The organism is Halomonas sp. AOP25-F1-15 (genome assembly GCF_052378675.1).
Taxonomy (GTDB): domain Bacteria; phylum Pseudomonadota; class Gammaproteobacteria; order Pseudomonadales; family Halomonadaceae; genus Vreelandella; species Vreelandella casei.
Genome location: NZ_JBQSXV010000003.1, coordinates 481,817 through 500,288 on the forward strand (window position 1 = coordinate 481,817; position 18,472 = coordinate 500,288).

Annotated in this window: 20 protein-coding genes; 18 read left to right on the forward strand and 2 right to left on the reverse strand. The window is 54.8% G+C overall.

What is annotated here, in order from left to right; genetic code table 11:
- Positions 1-19: 19 nt before the first annotated feature.
- Positions 20-1,027: a nucleoid-associated protein gene (locus ACT3TF_RS08130; RefSeq protein ID WP_441686150.1), complete on the forward strand. Its 1,008-nt coding sequence runs from the start codon at positions 20-22 to the stop codon at positions 1,025-1,027.
- A gap of 36 nt (positions 1,028-1,063) precedes the next feature.
- Positions 1,064-1,516, forward strand: a complete 453-nt coding sequence (locus ACT3TF_RS08135) for a TerB family tellurite resistance protein (RefSeq protein WP_441686152.1) — start codon at positions 1,064-1,066, stop codon at positions 1,514-1,516.
- A gap of 3 nt (positions 1,517-1,519) precedes the next feature.
- On the opposite strand, the gene ACT3TF_RS08140 is transcribed toward ACT3TF_RS08135, so the two are convergent.
- Both ACT3TF_RS08140 and ACT3TF_RS08145 read right to left on the reverse strand, forming a co-directional pair.
- Positions 1,520-2,536 (reverse strand): serine hydrolase domain-containing protein, encoded by a 1,017-nt coding sequence (locus ACT3TF_RS08140; RefSeq protein WP_444671993.1) that lies wholly within the window; start codon positions 2,534-2,536, stop codon positions 1,520-1,522.
- Between the two features lie 437 nt (positions 2,537-2,973).
- Positions 2,974-3,306 (reverse strand): hypothetical protein, encoded by a 333-nt coding sequence (locus ACT3TF_RS08145; RefSeq protein ID WP_096277882.1) that lies wholly within the window; start codon positions 3,304-3,306, stop codon positions 2,974-2,976.
- 396 nt (positions 3,307-3,702) lie between these two features.
- Here ACT3TF_RS08145 and ACT3TF_RS08150 point away from each other — a divergent pair, with 396 nt between their 5' ends.
- From ACT3TF_RS08150 to ACT3TF_RS08225, 16 genes are all read left to right on the forward strand, one after another.
- Positions 3,703-4,473: an amino acid ABC transporter substrate-binding protein gene (locus ACT3TF_RS08150; protein WP_441686158.1), complete on the forward strand. Its 771-nt coding sequence runs from the start codon at positions 3,703-3,705 to the stop codon at positions 4,471-4,473.
- Positions 4,474-4,578: 105 nt separating this feature from the next.
- Positions 4,579-5,247 (forward strand): amino acid ABC transporter permease, encoded by a 669-nt coding sequence (locus ACT3TF_RS08155; RefSeq protein WP_096277889.1) that lies wholly within the window; start codon positions 4,579-4,581, stop codon positions 5,245-5,247.
- Positions 5,244-5,999: an amino acid ABC transporter ATP-binding protein gene (locus ACT3TF_RS08160; RefSeq protein WP_444671994.1), complete on the forward strand. Its 756-nt coding sequence runs from the start codon at positions 5,244-5,246 to the stop codon at positions 5,997-5,999. Before ACT3TF_RS08155 ends, ACT3TF_RS08160 begins: the two co-directional genes overlap by 4 nt.
- A gap of 29 nt (positions 6,000-6,028) precedes the next feature.
- On the forward strand, positions 6,029-6,808 hold the full coding sequence (gene cysQ / locus ACT3TF_RS08165) for a 3'(2'),5'-bisphosphate nucleotidase CysQ (protein ID WP_444671995.1): 780 nt from the start codon (positions 6,029-6,031) through the stop codon (positions 6,806-6,808).
- 283 nt (positions 6,809-7,091) lie between these two features.
- On the forward strand, positions 7,092-7,358 hold the full coding sequence (rpsT, locus tag ACT3TF_RS08170; RefSeq protein ID WP_008959243.1) for a 30S ribosomal protein S20: 267 nt from the start codon (positions 7,092-7,094) through the stop codon (positions 7,356-7,358).
- 109 nt (positions 7,359-7,467) lie between these two features.
- Complete coding sequence (gene murJ / locus ACT3TF_RS08175; protein WP_444671996.1) at positions 7,468-9,051, forward strand: murein biosynthesis integral membrane protein MurJ; 1,584 nt, start codon at positions 7,468-7,470, stop codon at positions 9,049-9,051.
- 82 nt (positions 9,052-9,133) lie between these two features.
- A complete protein-coding gene (ribF, locus tag ACT3TF_RS08180) occupies positions 9,134-10,273 on the forward strand; it encodes a bifunctional riboflavin kinase/FAD synthetase (protein ID WP_444671997.1) in 1,140 nt (379 codons plus the stop codon).
- The gene (ileS, locus tag ACT3TF_RS08185) at positions 10,257-13,115 is read left to right on the forward strand and encodes an isoleucine--tRNA ligase (protein WP_441685992.1); all 2,859 of its coding nucleotides are present in this window, start codon (positions 10,257-10,259) and stop codon (positions 13,113-13,115) included. Before ribF ends, ileS begins: the two co-directional genes overlap by 17 nt.
- Positions 13,108-13,659: a signal peptidase II gene (lspA, locus tag ACT3TF_RS08190; protein ID WP_444625030.1), complete on the forward strand. Its 552-nt coding sequence runs from the start codon at positions 13,108-13,110 to the stop codon at positions 13,657-13,659. Before ileS ends, lspA begins: the two co-directional genes overlap by 8 nt.
- A gap of 19 nt (positions 13,660-13,678) precedes the next feature.
- A complete protein-coding gene (gene fkpB / locus ACT3TF_RS08195) occupies positions 13,679-14,125 on the forward strand; it encodes an FKBP-type peptidyl-prolyl cis-trans isomerase (RefSeq protein WP_444625031.1) in 447 nt (148 codons plus the stop codon).
- Positions 14,126-14,203: 78 nt separating this feature from the next.
- Positions 14,204-15,199 (forward strand): 4-hydroxy-3-methylbut-2-enyl diphosphate reductase, encoded by a 996-nt coding sequence (gene ispH / locus ACT3TF_RS08200; protein ID WP_444625032.1) that lies wholly within the window; start codon positions 14,204-14,206, stop codon positions 15,197-15,199.
- 170 nt (positions 15,200-15,369) lie between these two features.
- Positions 15,370-15,765: a type IV pilin protein gene (locus ACT3TF_RS08205; protein ID WP_096277906.1), complete on the forward strand. Its 396-nt coding sequence runs from the start codon at positions 15,370-15,372 to the stop codon at positions 15,763-15,765.
- Entirely contained in the window at positions 15,752-16,216 is a 465-nt protein-coding gene (gene pilV, locus ACT3TF_RS08210) for a type IV pilus modification protein PilV (RefSeq protein WP_444625033.1), read from the forward strand. The genes ACT3TF_RS08205 and pilV overlap by 14 nt, the downstream gene beginning before the upstream one ends.
- Positions 16,213-16,698 (forward strand): PilW family protein, encoded by a 486-nt coding sequence (locus tag ACT3TF_RS08215; RefSeq protein WP_444625034.1) that lies wholly within the window; start codon positions 16,213-16,215, stop codon positions 16,696-16,698. Before pilV ends, ACT3TF_RS08215 begins: the two co-directional genes overlap by 4 nt.
- The gene (locus tag ACT3TF_RS08220; RefSeq protein ID WP_444625035.1) at positions 16,695-17,129 is read left to right on the forward strand and encodes a pilus assembly PilX family protein; all 435 of its coding nucleotides are present in this window, start codon (positions 16,695-16,697) and stop codon (positions 17,127-17,129) included. The genes ACT3TF_RS08215 and ACT3TF_RS08220 overlap by 4 nt, the downstream gene beginning before the upstream one ends.
- A 93-nt stretch (positions 17,130-17,222) precedes the next feature.
- The gene (locus tag ACT3TF_RS08225; RefSeq protein ID WP_444671998.1) at positions 17,223-18,245 is read left to right on the forward strand and encodes a tryptophan--tRNA ligase; all 1,023 of its coding nucleotides are present in this window, start codon (positions 17,223-17,225) and stop codon (positions 18,243-18,245) included.
- The last annotated feature ends 227 nt before the right edge of the window (positions 18,246-18,472 follow it).

An 18,472-nucleotide genomic window follows, 5' to 3' on the forward strand; every position in this document is an offset into this window, starting at 1 on the left:
TGGACACTGATAAACCCCTATGCCGCTACTGCAAAGTATTGTGCACCGCCTTGACCCGACGCTAGACGGTGAGCGCTTAACCTTGACCGCCGCGCCGGGCACTTCAGAGCCCGGTGACGATCCGGTGATGACGAGCCTGGTAGGTGCGCTCAATGACACCTACAACACCAAGCCCAAGGGCTGGGGGCGCTTCGCGGAAGAGGGCGAGCAGGCGGGGCCGCTGGCCATGTGGCTGCGCGACTACTTAGCCGGCGAGAAAAGCTTTGCTGAGCTTTCCGTTTCATTAGCTGAGCGGCTGGCCAAGCAGCTTCAAGAGCAGCTGTCAGTCAGTGGCTATTTAGTGGTCAGCCATCAGCGCCAGGGCGATACGGAAACTCTGCTTGTTGCGTTAGTGCACCAGCGCGAAGGCATTGGCATTAATCCTCAGCATCACGCAGTGCCTGCCGCACAGCTCAATACTAGCCAGCTCACGCTAGCTGCGCGCATTAACCTTACCCAGTGGCAAAGCGATGCGCCCAACGCGCAGTACGTCTCGTTCTTGAAAGACCGTGGCGGTAAAAAACTGGCTGAAGGCTTGATCGCGTTGCTAGGCATGGAGGAAGGCATAGATTCTCCGGCTGAAACGCGCACGCTGCTTAAGGCGTTTAGCGACTACGTCGAAAAAGAAGATTTCGATGAAGAAGTCAGCCGTGAAAAAACCGATACGCTGGTGGACTACGCCAACGAGCAGCTGCGCCGCGGGGAACCGATGACGCTTGAAGAACTCTCAGGGCTCGTCAATGAGCAGCAGCCTAAAGCGTTTTACGAGCATATCCGCAATGCCGATTACGGGCTCTCGCCGGAGATTCCGCCCGATAAGCGCACCTTAAGCCAGTTCCGGCGCTTTACCGGCCGCTCGGGAGGCGTTTCAATCAGCTTTGACTCGCACCTTCTGGGTTCCAGCATTGAATACGACGCCGCTCAAGACCGCTTGATCATCAAGCAAGTGCCCAAGCAGTTAAGAGAGCAACTTACCAAGCAGGATTAAGGCAAAAAGGCCCTGTTGCTATCCAGGAGAACACCCATGCTGAATGCCATTAGTGATTTTTTCCAGCGCACCCTAGCGCAGCCAGAGCAGCGTGAAAATCACAGCCTAACGCTGGAGCTAGCCACGGCGGCACTGCTGTGTGAAATCGTGCGCGCGGACTACAACACCACCGATGAAGAGTTGGCCACCCTGCGCACTATGCTGTTGACTCGCTATCGGTTAAGCGAAAGCGCCGCAGAAGAGCTGATGACGATGGCCGAAGCGCAGGTGGAAGAGGCCGTTGATCATTACCAGTTTGTCAGCCTGATTAAAGAGCACTATAACTACGACCAGCGCTGCGAGCTGGTCGCGCTTATGTGGCAGCTAGCTTGGGTTGACGGCAGCGTTGACCCGTTAGAAGAGCATCGGATTCGCCGCTTGGCAGACTTACTGTACGTTAGCCACAGCGATTTTATTCGCACCAAGCTATTGGCGGAAGAAAGCCATTAACATTTATAGCGGTGATAAAAGAGTCTCGATCAGCCTATTCAACTGCTGCTGAAACTTCCCGCCCGGCGAGGGTGGGTTGGGGTCTGAGGTAATTACCACGGTCATCTCCCGTTCGGGAATTACGTAGAGCGCTTGGCCGCCGTAGCCGCGCCCGTAGTACACGTCTTCTCCTGCCAGCTGGGTAATAAACCAACCGAAGCCATAGCCGTCACCGGTCCAGGGGGACGAACCGCGCGGCAGCCACGATGCAGCAACCCACCCTTCAGGCAGTACGCGCTGTGCATTGCCGCTTTCATCTAATACGATGCCGTCGTTGCGATATAGCTCACCTATCTCAATCAGCGCCCGCGGTGAAAGCTGCATATCGTTGCCGCCAAAATAGATGCCCTGCGGATCACGTAACCAGGGGCGAATATTGATATTGAGTGGATCACCCAGCAAGCGCTGAGCAAGGGCATGAGTGGTCTCGCCGCTGGCATGGGTGAGGGCTGCTGAAAGTAAGTGGCTGGTGCCGGTTGAATAGAGCATTTGCCCGCCGGGTTCATCAACGAACGGGCGTGTGATCGCATCATTCACCCAGTTGGGGCTAGCGACCCAGGCGCTATAGTTGCTTCCCGATGTGCTCTCTAGCCCAGCCTGCTGGGCAAGCAAATGCGCCACGCTGATCTCGTTAACCCGTGGGTCAAGGCCGTTAGGAAGATGTTCGCCAAACAGCTCAACGATTGGCTGCTCAACGGATTCGATAACGCCCGCCTCAATCGCCGCACCGGTAATGGCCGCAAGCACCGTTTTAGATAGCGATTTAATGTTGGCAGGCGAGGCCACGCCCGGCCCATCTTGGTGAAGCTCATGGACAATATCGCCTTCGTAAGCCACCACGACGTTATGCACGCGGTTCAGTGCAGCGGCCTGCTGATCAAGCGCCTGAAGAGCATTGGCGGAAGGTTCATTGGCGGCGGCACTAAAGGTAGGAAATAACCACATAACGGCGAGCGAAATCGGCAAAACATGAACGCGCATTGCAATACCTTTGGTGTAGAGAATACAGGTTTGAGCAACCAGGCGGGATGGAGGTTCCGAATCTGCCATTAAACGTTGGGACAGATCCTTTTTAGTGGTCTGTCTCTTATGGTCAGGCGCTGTGCTGGTCAATGCGGAGCCACGCTTACAAGCAAATTTTGGGCCCCGAAACGCGTCAATATTACGCAAAAGGGTCAAAAGCCTGCTAGGATATGGGTGCTAGCTCAAGGGTGAGCAACCCTTTGATTTTCTCTAAAACGCACTAAGCAAGGAGCGCCCTATGCGTAATATTATCTATATCATCGGTCTTATCGTGGTAGTTCTGTTCATTCTTTCGATGCTTGGTCTGCGTTAATACCATGACAAAAAAGCCCGCCGGTTTTATACCGGCGGGCTTTTTTTATGCGCTGCGTTCAGGTGTTTCTATCTGCGAGCTGCTAGGCGCAGTCAGCGGCGCCTTGCCCAAACATATCAAACATCAGCTCGCGGCCAAGGTGGGTTAGTACAAAGCGGCCATACTCGTTGAACGTAGCGGCTTCGCTGGTTTCCATCACCTGTTGGCAGGTTGCCCAAGTAGGGGCCGCGGCGCTAAGCGCTAGCAGCTCACGGCGGGCTAAGCCGCGCTGGGGCAGGGTAATGGTTTCTAACACATGGCCATGGTCGTAGAGCAGCTCGGCGGCAATCGATAAACACTGGCGAAGGCTACGCTGTACATGCGCAAGAGGCACGGGTGCTTTTATTAGCTCGGCAGGCATAAGTAGTGAAGGCATCAAATGATCTCCTGCAGTCAGCCCAAGGTGGGCCTGTTGCAGTGCATTATAGACCAAGGTCTAAGTCTGGCCAATGTCTAGATCGGGGCAATGTCTGTTGTGGAGTGGCCTATGACAAAGAATAGACGTTGGCCAGAGTAGGCAAGAGCAGGGCATTTGCTCTCACTAACCTTAACCTGCGGGATTGAAAATAGTGATTGCTGGAAAGGCGAAAGCTTAGCGGCGGTGGGCCTGCTATCAGCCGCTATTGTGAGAGAGTCGTTTGATAAGGTCGCGTCGGGCACTATATTCATAAAAAGAATAAAAAGAAGATTTAATATTCCTTTGTTCGTTTTTGTTTGAGCGAGTAAGATAATCTTCATTAGCCTTTTACCACTTAAGTAAGGAAGCAACGTTATGCGGTTAACTCGCCAGTTTAGTCTTACCCTTGCGGCACTCTCGCTTAGCCTTGCAGGTGGTTTGTTTGCCGCTTCAGCCCAGGCTGATACGCTGCGCGTGGGCATGTCCGGGGGCTATTTCCCGTTCACCTACGTTGAGCAAGACGAGCTTAAAGGCTTTGAGGTTGATGTCATGAATGCGGTGGGTGAGCTCTCCGGCGATGACATTGAGTTCGTTACTGCAAGCTTCTCTGGCTTGGCGGGCATGTTGGAGTCTGGGCGTATCGATACGATTGCCAACCAGATCACCATTACCCCTGAACGTGAAGCCAAGTACGTATTTACCGCGCCCTATGTGTATGACGGGGCACAGGTGGTTGTGAAGGCGGGTAATGACGCCATTGAAGGCGTTGAAGATTTATCCGGCAAAAGTGTCGCGGTGAACCTAGGCTCTAACTACGAGCAGCTGCTGCGCGAACAGCCCAATGCCGATGAAATTGACATCCGCACCTACGAGTCTAACGTTGAGCAGGATGTGGCCTTGGGCCGTGTTGATGCCTTCGTGATGGATCGTGTGAGTGCATCGCAGGTCATTAGCGAGCGCGGTTTGCCGCTGATGCTGGCGGGCCAGCCGTTTACCACTATCGAAAACGCGCTGCCGTTCCGCGATGACGAAGCGGGTCGTGAGCAGCGTGATCGTGTTGATGCGGCGCTGTTAGAGCTGCGTGAAAACGGAGCGCTACGTGAAATATCTGAAAAGTGGTTTGATACGGATATCACTCAGCCGTAACGCTTGGCCTAACCTGTTGAACGCGGCCGTGGCATTGCCACGGCCGTTTGCTTATCAGCGAAGTAGCGATGTTTACTTATATGTTTATTGATACGTTTAACTATCATGCTTAACCTTGAATATATGTGGGGGCTGCTGCCGGTTCTGCTGCGCTATTTGCCGCTCACCCTTCAAATGGCGACCATCGCAATGTTCTTTGCGCTGATTTTGGCATGCCTGCTGGCGGTCGTGCGCGTGTCAAAAGTGCCGGTGCTAAACGGGTTTTCAATGCTGTTTATCTCGTTTTTCCGCGGTACGCCGCTGCTCGTTCAGCTGTTTTTGTTCTACTACGGCCTGCCTCAGTTGGTTGAAGCGTTGGTGTCGATTAATGGCGTAACGGCGGCGGTATTGGGAATCACGCTACACTTTTCTGCTTACATGGCCGAGTCCATTCGTGCCGCGATTGTGGGAATAGACCGCAGCCAAACCGAAGCGGCGCTTTCCATTGGCATGACCCAGCCGCAGCTGATGCGGCGGATTATTTTGCCGCAGGCCACCCGCGTAGCCACTCCCACGCTGATGAACTACTTCATCGATATGATTAAAGCGACCTCGCTGGCGTTTACACTGGGTGTCACTGAGCTGATGGGCGCGACGCAAAAAGAGGCGGCGGGCAGCTTTTTGTATTTAGAGGCTTTCTTGCTAGTGGCGCTTATCTATTGGGCGGTGGTGGAAGTGCTTTCCTGGGGCCAGCGCCGTTTAGAGACGTATCTGAATAAGGCCTACCAACGATGATTTCGCTGCAAGGCATTACGAAGCGTTTTGGCGTCCATACGGTGTTTCAAGATGTCGATTTAAGCCTTTCGCAAGGCGAGATTATCGTGATCATTGGCCCTTCGGGTACCGGTAAGTCAACGCTACTGCGCTGTATTAACTTCCTTGAACGGCCGGACTCAGGTCGCCTGCAGGTGGGTGACCTGAGTATCGATACCCAGCGCGCCAGCCGGGCAGATATTCTTGCCCTGCGCCGTCGTACGGCATTCGTGTTTCAGAGCTACGGCCTGTTTGCGAATAAAACCGCGCTTGAGAACATCAGCGAAGGCATGATCGTGGTGGATAAGCTGCCCAAAGCGAAGGCGCATGCGCGGGCCAGGGAAATTCTAGAGCGAATCGGCTTGGCTGATAAAGCAGATGCTTACCCGGCTTCGCTTTCCGGCGGCCAGCAGCAGCGGGTAGGCATTGGCCGGGCCATGGCGGCCAATGCCGATGTGATTCTGTTTGATGAGCCTACCTCGTCCCTTGACCCGCAGTGGGTAGAGGAAGTGTTGAGCCTGATGAAGCAACTGGCGGTTGAGCGCCAAACGATGATCGTTGTGACCCACGAAATGCAGTTCGCTAGAGAAGTCGCCGACCGCGTGGTGTTCATGGACGACGGCGGTATCGTTGAACAAGGTCCGCCTGAAACGTTATTCACTGCGCCCAAAGATGAGCGAACGCGGCACTTTTTGCGCAAAATTTTAGCTCCCTCGGGGCAGGCTGCGCCGTAAGCGCTGAACGTATATTGTCTGAGAATGAAATGCCGACACTGACCAAAGCGTTACTTAAAAGCGTTGAGCAGCTGGCTGTTGAGGCGGGCGCGGCGATTATGCAGGTGTATCGCCGTGAGTTTGCCGTTGAGCTTAAGGCTGACCATAGCCCGCTAACCGAGGCGGATAAAGCCGCGCATGTGATTATCGTGCGAGGCTTACAGGCGTTGACGCCTGACGTGCCGGTACTTTCAGAAGAAGACACTCAGCGCTTTGAAGGCTCTAACACCGAGGGGTTTTATTGGCTGGTGGACCCGCTGGATGGCACTAAAGAATTTATTAAGCGCAACGATGAGTTCACCGTCAATATAGCGCTAATTGAGCGCGGACAGCCGGTGTTGGGCGTGGTGGTGGCGCCGGCTTTATCGCACACTTATGTGGCCGCCAGCGGCCTAGGCGCATTTAAAATTGTTGAAGACGGGCAATATGTGGCGATTAATACCGCCCCCGCGCCGCAAGTAGGGCAGCCATGGCGCGTGCTGGGAAGCCGCTCGCACCCTGATCCGCGCATGTCGAACTGGTTAGCGGCCCTTGGAAAGCACAGCGTGCAGCCCATGGGTAGCTCGCTGAAGTCATGTTTGATCGCGGAAGGTCGCGCCGATGTTTACCCGCGTTTTGGGCCAACCAGCCTGTGGGATACGGCCGCCGCCCAGGCGATTGTCGAACAGGCAGGCGGGCGCGTGGTGACATTGGAAGGAAAGCCCTTGTGCTACGCGGATCCGGCGCAAGTGTTGAATCCTGATTTTGTAGTGTGGGGAAGTTCTGCCTAGTGCTGTGTGGCTCTGTTTGGTGTGGAATGCTCTACTTTACCTTCGCTGACGTATTGACAACCGCTAGCAAGCACGCGTAGCGCGTGATAGACTACGCCATCCTGTTAGGCAAGAATTTTGAAAAGATAATGCTAAACAACTGTCTTTTATGATTTTTGCAGGATTATTTTTTCAGGATTAGTTTTGTAGGGTGAAACGTCGCGCTGTGATAGCGCAGCCGACGAATACATATTTAATTTCGTTGCCGCTTATCGGCAACCTTTATTCTCCAAGGAGATACCCTGTGGCGAACAGCAAGCAAGCACGCAAGCGCGCCCGCCAGGCCGAGAACCGTCGCGTCCTGAAATCCAGCCAGCGCAGCATGGTCCGCACCTACATCAAGCGTGTAGTGAAAGCGATCAGCACCGGCGACCACGCTAAGGCAATGGAAGAGTTCAAGGCCATGCAGCCGGTCGTTGACCGTATTGCAGACAAAGACGTGCTGTCTAAGAAGAAAGCAGCTCGCCTGAAGAGCCGTTTGAACAAGCGTATTAAAGCACTGGCGGCGTAAGCCGGCAGGCGCCATAAAAAACCGGCTGCGGCCGGTTTTTTTGTGTCTGAATGGTTTCTCTAGTTACGATTGCTAGATACGTTTTTTGGGCGGGTTTTCTGGATAGCTTATGACGGCGACAAAAACACCCAATACTTCCCCCCATGCCTCGTCAGCCCGCCGTGGGCTAATGCGCTCTGGCCTCGTGGTGAGTGCGATGACCATGCTGTCGAGGGTGATGGGGCTTGCGCGTGATGTAGTGGTCGCTACCCTTTTAGGGTCAGGCGGCGGCGCTGATGCATTTTTCGTCGCGTTTAAAATCCCTAATTTCCTACGCAGGCTGTTTGCAGAAGGGGCCTTCAACCAGGCCTTTGTGCCGGTGCTTTCAGAGTATTCCACTCAGCGTAATCGGGACGAAATTCGTGAACTGCTGAACGCCACTGCGGGCAGCTTAACCGCGATATTGGCGCTGATTACCGCCGTGGCGATGCTCTGCGCGCCGTGGCTCATTTGGGTGTTTGCCCCTGGCTTTGGGCGTGATCCTGAAAAGCTGGCGCTCACCGCAGATATGCTGCGGCTAACGTTCCCCTATTTACTGCTGATTTCGCTCACTGCGTTTTCCGGCAGCGTCATGAATACCTGGAATCGCTTTGCGGTGCCCGCTATTACGCCGGTGCTGCTTAACCTTTCGCTAATCGGCGCAGCGCTGTTCTTAATGCCGATGATGGAAGAGCCGGCCATGGCGCTGGCCTGGGGCGTGCTGATCGCCGGGGTTGCGCAGTTGGCTTTTCAAGTACCGTTTTTACTGCGCTTAGGGCTGATGCCGACGCCGTGGCCCAATTTTGCCCACGAAGGTGTGCGGCGGATTCTAAAGCTGATGGGCCCGGCGCTGTTTGGGGTGTCGGTATCGCAAATTAATTTATTGCTGGATACCGTGCTGGCCTCATTGCTGGCCGCAGGCAGCGTGTCGTGGCTTTATTATTCAGATCGCCTCGTTGAACTACCGCTGGGCGTTTTCGGGGTGGCGATTGGTACGGTGATCTTGCCCGCGCTGTCGAAACGCCATGCCGACCAGTCTAAAGAGCACTTTGCAGCGATGCTCGATTGGGCTATTCGCATTGTATTGTTGTTAGGCTTGCCGGCCGCGCTGGCGTTGGCGGTGTTGGCGGAGCCGCTGCTGATTACGCTATTTCATTATGGCGCGATGACCGACAATGACATTCAAATGGCGGCCATGAGCCTGCGGGCGTACGCCTTCGGCCTAGTCGCGTTTATGCTGATTAAAGTGCTGGCGCCGGGTTTTTTCGCCCGCCAAGATACGCGCACCCCGGTGAAGGTAGGTATTATTGCCATGGTCGCTAATATGGCCCTGAATCTGGTGCTGATTTGGCCGCTGGCCCATGCCGGGCTGGCGCTAGCGACGGCGCTTTCTGCGTTCCTAAATGCTGGCTTGCTGGGCTATTTGCTGCATAAACAGGGTGTGTTGGTCTTTCAGCCCGGCTGGAAACGCTACGCTGTGCAGCTAGTGGGCGGCAGTGCGCTAATGTGCGGGGCGCTCTATTTTGTTGCTCCTGACTGGCAGGCGTGGCTGACCTTTAGCCTTTGGCAGCGGATAGCCTGGGTGAGCGGTTTAGTAATGTTGGGTGGCTCGCTTTACGCTGCGTGGCTGGCGGCATTTGGCCTGCGCTTTCGCCATCTTAAAATGCAATCGTGAGACTGCGCGCTAGCGGGTGTATTTGTTACACGGCGTGTTCGTTATAATCAGAGGCTTTATGTCCTCTAACGGCTGAGGTGCCATGCGCGTCATTCGAGGTCTGCACAACTTAAAAGCGGCTCATCGTGGCTGCGTTGCAACGATCGGAAACTTCGATGGGGTGCATCGCGGCCATCAAGCCATTCTGCAGCAGTGCCGCGAGCATGCGGCGCGCTGGAATGTGCCGCTTACCGTGGTGGTGTTTGAACCCCAGCCGCGTGAGTTTTTTGCCGGTGATCAAGCGCCGCCACGTTTAACGCGGCTGCGTGAAAAGGTCCGCTTGCTGCGTGATTTCGGCGCCGAGCAGGTGTTGGTTCTGCCGTTTAACGAGGCGCTGCGCAGTCTGACCGGGCGTGAGTTTATCGATCAGGTGCTGATTGATGGGCTGGGTGTTAAGCATCTTGTGGTCGGTGATGACTTCCGCTTTGGCTGTGATCGTCTTGGTGATTTCGCACTGCTGGCAGAAGTTGGCCTCACCCAGGGCTTTGGCGTGGAGCACACCCGCACCTTTACCGTGGACGACGAGCGCGTTTCCAGTACGCGGGTACGTACCTTGCTGGCCAGTGGCAATTTTTCCGCCGCTGCGCGCTTGCTTGGCCGGCCCTATTCGTTAGATGGCCGCGTGGTGCGGGATCAACAGTTAGGCCGCACGATTGGCGTGCCGACCGCAAACCTGCCGCTTCTACCCCAGCCGTTAACGCTACGCGGTGTGTTTGCAGTCATCGTTGAGCTTGAAAATGGCCGGCGCTACCCGGCAGTCGCCAACGTAGGGTTTCGGCCCACGGTGGGGTCAAAACGGCCGACGCTAGAGGTACACCTGTTGGATTTTAGCGGTGACCTTTACGGCCAGCACATGACCGTTTTTCCCTGCACGCGTCTGCGCGGCGAGGTGAAGTTTGACGGCCTTGAGGCGTTAAAAGCGCAAATTGAACGCGATCAGGCCCGTGCTCGCCAGTACTTCGCGGCGCCCCCGGGTGATCAAGGCAGCTCTGAAAAAGACAGCTCTGACTCAAATCGTTCTGAACAAGACAGCTCTCTTCCGCTGGCCTCGGCTCCGCTTGAGCGTGAGGCTGCCGTTTCCATGACGACTGTTTCTAATACAACTGTTTCTAAGACAACTGTTTCCAAGACAATTTCTTCTGATTCTTCTTCGGCGGATGACGCCGATGCTACCAACGGCTGACCAGACCATGGATTATAAGCACACGCTGAATTTGCCTGAAACTGACTTTCCTATGCGCGGCATGCTGCCTAAGCAGGAGCCGGGTCGAGTTTCCCAGTGGCAGGATATGAATATTTACCAGCGCCTGCGGGAAGCACGTGCAGGCGCGCCGCTGTTTGTGCTTCACGATGGCCCTCCTTACGCCAATGGCAGTATCCATATTGGTCACGCCGTTAATAAGATTCTTAAAGACATTATCGTTAAGTCGAAAAACTTAGCCGGTTTCGATGCCCCCTATGTGCCAGGTTGGGATTGCCACGGCCTGCCCATTGAGCACAAGGTAGAAACGACCCACGGAAAGCATCTTGAACCGAGCAGAGCCCGTGAACTCTGCCGTGAGTACGCGGGTGCCCAAGTTGAAACGCAGCTGGCTGACTTTGTGCGCCTGGGCATTATCGGCGATTGGGATCACCCTTATCGCACCATGGATTACGCCAATGAAGCCGGCGAGATCCGTGCGCTAGCCGATATGGTGGAAGCGGGCTATGTGTTTAAAGGCCTGAAGCCGGTTAACTGGTGCTTTGACTGTGGCTCGGCGCTGGCGGAAGCAGAAGTGGAGTATGCGGATAAGAAATCGGATGCCATTGATGTGGCTTTTCCGGTGGAAGATACCGACAAGCTCGCCGCGGCCTTTGGTCTAAGCGAGCTTCCCAAGCCTACTGCTGTGGTCATCTGGACCACCACGCCGTGGACTATTCCCGCTAACCAGGCGCTGAACGTTCACCCTGAGTTCACCTATGCATTGGTTGATACCGGCGAGCGTTTGCTGCTGCTAGCAGAAGAGCTAGTGGCAAGCTGCCTAGAGCGCTTTGGCCTGGAAGGTGAGGTGATTGCCACCACGCAAGGCGCCAAGCTTGATCTGATCAATTTCCGCCATCCGTTCTATGACCGCCTGTCGCCGATTTATCTAGCGGATTACGTCGAGTCAGAGGTCGGCAGCACCGGTATTGTCCACTCTGCGCCGTCTTACGGTATGGATGACTTTGTCACCTGCCGCGAGCATGGCATGGAGTTCGACGACATGCTGAACCCGGTGCAGGGTAACGGCGTGTACGCTGACGACCTGCCGTTCTTCGGCGGCCAGATGATTTGGAAAGCCAACCCAAATATCATCGAGAAGCTGCGCGATGTTGATGCGCTGATGGCGCATACGCCGATCAAACATAGCTATATGCACTGCTGGCGCCATAAAACGCCGGTGATCTACCGCGCCACGGCGCAGTGGTTTGTGGGCATGGATATTCAAGGTAAAGACGGCAAAACCCTGCGCGAGAGCGCGTTGGAAGGCATTGCCGCCACGTCGTTTACCCCCGCCTGGGGCCAGGCGCGCTTGCACAGCATGATTGCTAACCGCCCAGACTGGTGTATCTCCCGCCAGCGTAACTGGGGCGTGCCCATTCCGTTTTTCCTTCACAAGCAAACGGGCGAGCTGCATCCGCGTACCGTTGAACTAATGGAAGAGGCGGCCAAGCGCGTTGAGCAAGAAGGAATCAACGCGTGGTTCCGTCTTGAGCCCGCTGAATTGCTGGGTGCTGAGGCCGCTGAGTACGATAAAGTCACCGACACGTTGGACGTGTGGTTCGACTCCGGCACCACCCATCGCCACGTGCTGCGCGGCTCGCACCCGCACGGTCATGAAAGCGGCCCGCGTGCCGACCTGTATCTGGAAGGCTCTGACCAGCACCGCGGCTGGTTCCATTCTTCGCTGCTTACTGGCTCGGCGATTGACGGTCATCCGCCATATCGCCAGCTGCTGACCCATGGTTTCACCGTGGATTCCCAGGGCCGTAAGCAGTCCAAGTCACTGGGCAATGTGGTCGCGCCTCAAGAAGTGATGGACAAGCTGGGCGGCGATATTCTGCGCCTGTGGGTCGCTTCTACCGATTATTCCGGTGAAATGGCCGTATCGGACGAAATCTTGAAGCGCACGTCAGACGTCTACCGTCGCATTCGTAACACCGCCCGCTTTCTGCTTTCAAACCTTAACGGGTTTGATCCTGAGCGTAATCAGGTGGCCTTCGGCGACATGCTGGCGCTAGATCAGTGGGTAGTCGATCGCGCCGCCCAGCTGCAGGTGCGCATTGAAAAAGCCTATGAAGAATATCGCTTTTTAGATGTTTACCAGCAGGTGCACGGCTTCTGCGCGCGTGAGCTAGGCGGCTTCTATCTCGACGTTATTAAAGATCGCCAGTACACCACGCAAACAGATTCGCTGGCACGTCGTAGTGCACAAACCGCGCTGTATCATGTCGTGGAAGCACTGAGCCGTTGGATTGCACCGATTCTCTCGTTCACTGCTGAAGAGATCCACGAGAATATCCCCGGTAAACGCGGCGATAGCGTGCTGCTTGAAACATACTACACCGGCCTTGCCACTCTAGACGAAAGCGCTGACCTGGGTCGCGCCTTCTGGGAGCAGGTATTGGAAGTTAAGCACTCGGTGAATAAGTGCCTGGAAGATGCGCGTAATGCCAAAGTGATTAAGGGCAGCCTTGCCGCCGAGGTCACGCTGTATGTCAGCGATGAGCTGCAGGCGACGCTGGCCAAGCTGGGCGATGAGCTGCGCTTTGTGATGCTGACCAGCGATGTCACGCTCAAGCCTTTAGCAGACGCGAGTGATTCAGCGGAAGCAACCGAGCTTGATAGCTTGAAAGTCGCGGTTAGCACTAGCGAAAACACCAAGTGCGAGCGCTGCTGGCACCACCGTCCGGATGTCGGCACCCATGCCGATCACCCTGATTTGTGCGGTCGCTGCATTAGCAACCTTCCAGAAGGCAAAGGCGAGATTCGTTACTATGCCTAATGCTGCCAATACGCCCAATGCTACCGATGCCAGTGAGCGGCCGCCCATGAAGCGGCCCTTGAGCTGGCTGTGGATCGCTGCGGCGGTGATCGTGCTCGATTTGCTCACCAAGTACGTGGCCAGCAGCCAGCTTGGCTACGCACAGCCGGTGGAGGTGCTGCCCTTTTTCAATCTCACGCTGCTGCATAACCCTGGCGCGGCGTTTAGCTTCTTAGCCACGCACCCGGGCTGGCAGCGCTGGTTTTTCGCCATTATTGCGGTTGGAGCCAGCGTCGCCCTAACGATATGGCTATCAAGAGTCAAAAACGACGAGAAGCTGCTGGTGATTGCGCTACCGCTGATTATTGGCGGCGCTTTAGGCAATCTGTATGATCGCCTCGTGCATGGCTATGTGGTTGATTTCCTTTCCTTCCACGTGGCTGGGTGGTACTACCCGGCCTTTAACGTGGCGGATATTGGCATCACCCTGGGCGCAGTTGCACTAATCTGGGAATCTATCATGGGTGAGCGGCGGCGCAAGAAAGCGCACGCTGCTTCTCATTAATCGACTATTGAGAGCTGTAATGAGCGACTACCGTATCGATGATGGCATGGAGGTGACGCTACACTTCACCTTGAAGCTAGAAGATGGCACGCTGGTGGATTCGACCAAAGACAAAGCGCCGGCAACCTTTGAATTTGGCGATGGCAATTTGCCACCAGGCTTTGAGCACCCGATTAAAGGCTTAGGTGCGGGGCAGAGCGGTAGTTTTCAAATTACCCCCGAACATGCGTTTGGCCAGCATAACTCGCAGAATATCCAGACGCTCAAGCGTGCCGACTTTGGTGATGAAGCACCAGAAATAGGCATGGTGATGTCGTTTGCGGATAAAGCGGGAACGGAATTGCCTGGCGTGGTCAAAACTATCGACGGCGAGCGCATTGAGGTCGATTTTAATCATCCGCTAGCGGGCCGTACGCTCACGTTTGAAGTGGAAGTGCTGGACGTTAAGCCCGCCACCACGCACTAGGCTTACTATCACTAGGCCTACTAGCACTAGCGACGTTCTTATTCACTAAGCGATGCGCTTACGCATCAAGGCGCTACTATGCAATCGATGCAACCTATGCAACCGACGCCAGCACAGCCCATACAGATCAAATTGGCCAATCCGCGTGGCTTTTGCGCCGGCGTGGATCGCGCAATCGATATCGTTAACCGTGCCCTGGATGTCTTTGGCCCGCCTATCTATGTGCGTCACGAAGTCGTGCATAACCGGTTTGTGGTTGAAACGCTGCGCGCCCGTGGGGCTGTGTTTGTAGAAGAGCTGGATGAAGTGCCGGACGACGTCATCGTGATTTTTTCTGCCCACGGCGTGTCTCGCGCGGTTCAGGCAGACGCCGAGCGGCGTGGCTTGAAGGTCTTTGATGCCACCTGCCCGCTGGTCACCAAAGTACACCTGGAAGTGCTGCGCTACGCTAAACGCGGTCAAGAGTGTGTGCTCATCGGCCACGAGGGCCATCCTGAAGTTGAAGGCACCATGGGGCGCTACGACACCTCCCTGGGTGGGCATATCTACTTGGTAGAAGATGAGGAAGACGTGGCTAAGCTTGACGTGCACGATCCTTCGCAACTGGCTTTCGTGACGCAAACGACGCTTTCGATGGACGACACTGCCAAGGTCATTGCTGCGCTGCGCGGCAAGTTCCCTGCGATCCAAGGGCCGCGTAATGACGATATCTGTTATGCCACTCAAAACCGTCAGGACGCCGTGCGCGAGCTAGCCGATCAGAGTGATTTGCTGCTGGTAGTGGGTAGCCCGAATAGCTCGAACTCAAACCGCTTGCGTGAGCTCTCAGAGCGCATGGGTACCCCGGCCTATCTGATCGACAATGCTGATCAAATTGATCCTCAGTGGCTTGAAAATGTAGCCAATGTTGGCGTTACCGCCGGTGCTAGTGCCCCTGAAGTATTGGTCAAAGGCGTTATTGCTAAGTTGCAAAGCCTCGGTGCTGCGGTGCCGGAAGAGCTGCAGGGGCGCGAAGAGACAATTACCTTCTCCATGCCTAAAGAACTACGTGAAAAGGTCATTGTGAGCGGCTAGGCATCGTGTAGCAATCTGTGACATGCTAACTTTAATACGCTTTTTCAGTGCTGTTTTTAAGCACTATTTACTAAGCGCTGTTTTTTAAGAGCTATCGTTAGGTACTAATCTCTACGTGCTATATCCGCTCGCTAAGCCGTATGAGCGGATTGACCCAGGAGAAAAGTCGCATGTCCTATGCTCCTCATTCCTCCACTGGCCGTTTTCCGTTGAGCGGCCAGCTCGGTTTTACCTTGATTGAGCTAATGATGGTGGTCGCTATCATTGGCGTGATTGCGTCCATTGCCTATCCCAGCTATACCCGCTACGTGCAGCAATCAGTGCGCACGGATGCTCACGCCGGCCTAATGCAGGCAGCCTCTGAACTTGAACGCTGCTACTCGCGTACCTACTCCTATCATGACTGTGCCATTGGTGAGCTGTCTCCCGATCAGCACTATGCCATCGCGTTAACACCCCACGATAGCGGCTATATGCTAACCGCCAGCTCGTTTAAAGAAGACGGCTGCGCTGAAGATCTGCGCTTAAATGCACGTGGTGAAAGGTTGCCTAATGCGTGTTGGTGAGCCGAGCCAGCAGCGGGGCTTTAGCTTAATCGAGGCATTGATTGCGCTGGTGATTTTGTCCGTTGGCTTAATCGGCGTGGCGGCCATGCAGCTAAAGGCGCTACACAGCGCCACGACCGGCTATCAGCATTCGATAGCCAATCTAGCCGCCGTGGATGCACAGGAGCGCCTCTGGGCCCAGCTAGCAAGCGACGATGTCGATGGCTGTGCCAGTATTGATGTCGAAGCAGACTGGAAGGCTCATTGGTTTGGTGATAGTGGGTTTGGTGATAATGGGTTGAACCCTCTGCGCAGAGCTGATGAAGCAGCAAGTGGCATACGGCGCTCTGGGTGTGAATTTACCATTGTGATTGCGTTGGCGAGTCGCGAAGGTGGCGCCGAATCAAACGCGCTGAACCATACGCTGACCTATACGCTTGTCCTGCCTGATCTAGCGGGAGGCGGACGATGACGAGCGGACAAAGAGGCTTTACGCTTGTTGAAGTAATGGTGGCCATGGCGATTGGCACGGTCATTATTTTGGGCGCTGGCCAACTGTTTCTAACCACCTTCCAAACGTTTAGAGCCGTGGATGCCGTTAGCCGCAAGCAAGAGGCGTTAGTCTTTGCGGTGAATACCCTTACGCAAGCGGCGCGCAAAGGCAATATAGCGAATTACGCCATAGCGCCCGATGAGCGTCGCACCGATGGCGGTACCCGCCACTACTGTGTGCTTCAAGATGAACGACAACATCAGCCTTTGGTTGATCTCGCCCAGGTCGACAGCGCGGCCGACTGCCCGGCGCTTTACGAAGCCAATGCTGATGATGTGTCGACGAGCGTAACGCTGCTTGTCGGTGACTGCCGGGAAAGTGCTAATGCAACCTGCGACCAGTTTACGTGGACGGTGAGTGAGCGTGACAAGGTGGCGGCCTTTTTGGAGGCTCGCTCATGAGACAGCAGCGGGGCGCGGCGTTGGTGATTGTTATGGCGCTACTCTCCGCTGCGCTGATGTTAGGTATGTCGGGCATGCAGGGCGCATTGATTGACGAGCGCTTAGCGGGTAACTACCGGGCAGTGGTGCAGGCCACGATGAACGCTGAGTCCGCTTACTCGAAAGCGCTAGAGGCAGCGTTCATACAAGATATGGATGCGCTAGATTGGGGGGCGAAAACGTACTCACGCAGCGCGATTGAAGAAATGGCGTGGGATGATATTGCTCATCTCGGGCAGGTTAATGACCAATGCGCAACCGAAACGGCCGTGTGTTTCTATTTGCCGTTAATCGTTGATGGTAGAAAGAGCCTCGTTGCGTTTGGCGCGCTATATGCAAATCAAGAAGGGCCGGTGGTGGTGAGCCATCCTTACTTTTTATTTCTTGAGTAAATGCCTGAATTTAGAGACTAACCGCAGTTGTCGCATCGCGATGTCGATGCACGTATCATATTGCCATGTACGTTCAACGACGAGCCAGAAATCATGAGTCAGTCTGCTAAAACCCGCGTTCTTACCGGTATTACTACCACCGGCACGCCCCATTTAGGCAACTACATTGGGGCGATCAAGCCTGCCATTGAGGCAAGCCAAGACCCCAACGTTCAATCGTTTTACTTTCTGGCTGATTACCATGCGTTGATCAAGTGCCCAGACCCGAAGCGTGTTCAGGAGTCACGGTTGGAGATTGCCGCGACCTGGCTGGCGCTGGGGTTAGATACTGACAATGCCATTTTCTATCGTCAGTCGGACATTCACGAAATCCCCGAGCTGATGTGGATGCTTTCCTGCGTATGCGCCAAGGGCCTGATGAACCGTGCCCATGCTTATAAAGCAGCGGTAGCAGAAAATGAAGAAGCGGAAAATCAAGATGCTGATAAAGGCATCACTATGGGGCTGTTTGGTTATCCCGTGCTGATGGCCGCGGATATTCTAATGTTCAACGCCAACAAGGTGCCGGTCGGGCGTGACCAAATTCAGCATATCGAAATGGCGCGTGATATCGCGGGGCGCTTTAATCACCTTTATAAAGGCCAGCACTTTGCCCTGCCTGACGCCGTCGTCGATGATAAGGTGCCGCTGCTGAATGGCTTAGATGGCCGTAAAATGTCCAAAAGCTACGATAATACGATTCCGCTGTTTGTCGCTGAGAAAAAGCTGCAAAAGCTGGTGCGTAAGATTAAGACCAATTCGCTAGAGCCGGGTGAGCCAAAAGATCCCGATAGCTGCACGCTATTCCAAATTTACTCAGCGTTCGCCACGTCAGAAGAAACCGCTAGTCTGCGTGATCTTTATGCGGCAGGTATTGGCTGGGGTGATGCAAAAAATCAGCTGTTTGATTACTTGAACGCTCAGTTGAGCGCCCCACGGGAGCGCTATAACGAGCTAATGGCAGACCCTGCGCATATTGAGGCAGTGCTGCAAAAAGGCGCCGAGCGCGCCCGCGAAGAAGCCACGCAGACCATGGACCGTTTGCGTGCCGCTGTAGGTTTGGGGCGATTTGTTTAGACGCTGGGCCTTATGGCTTTTTAGCTGCTTTAGCATCTGGTGAAAAAAGCCCTTTCCAGCCGGTACGTATAGCCCTAAAGGTATGTAATCTAGATAATAGCCTCCTTCTTAGGGGGCTATTTTATGCTAGAGATGGAGTGGCATAGTGAATTTGGCCATCTAATTAGAGAGGCTAATATGCACCAAGAAACAAATAGCTGGCAGTGGGCAACAAGACCAAAACGTAA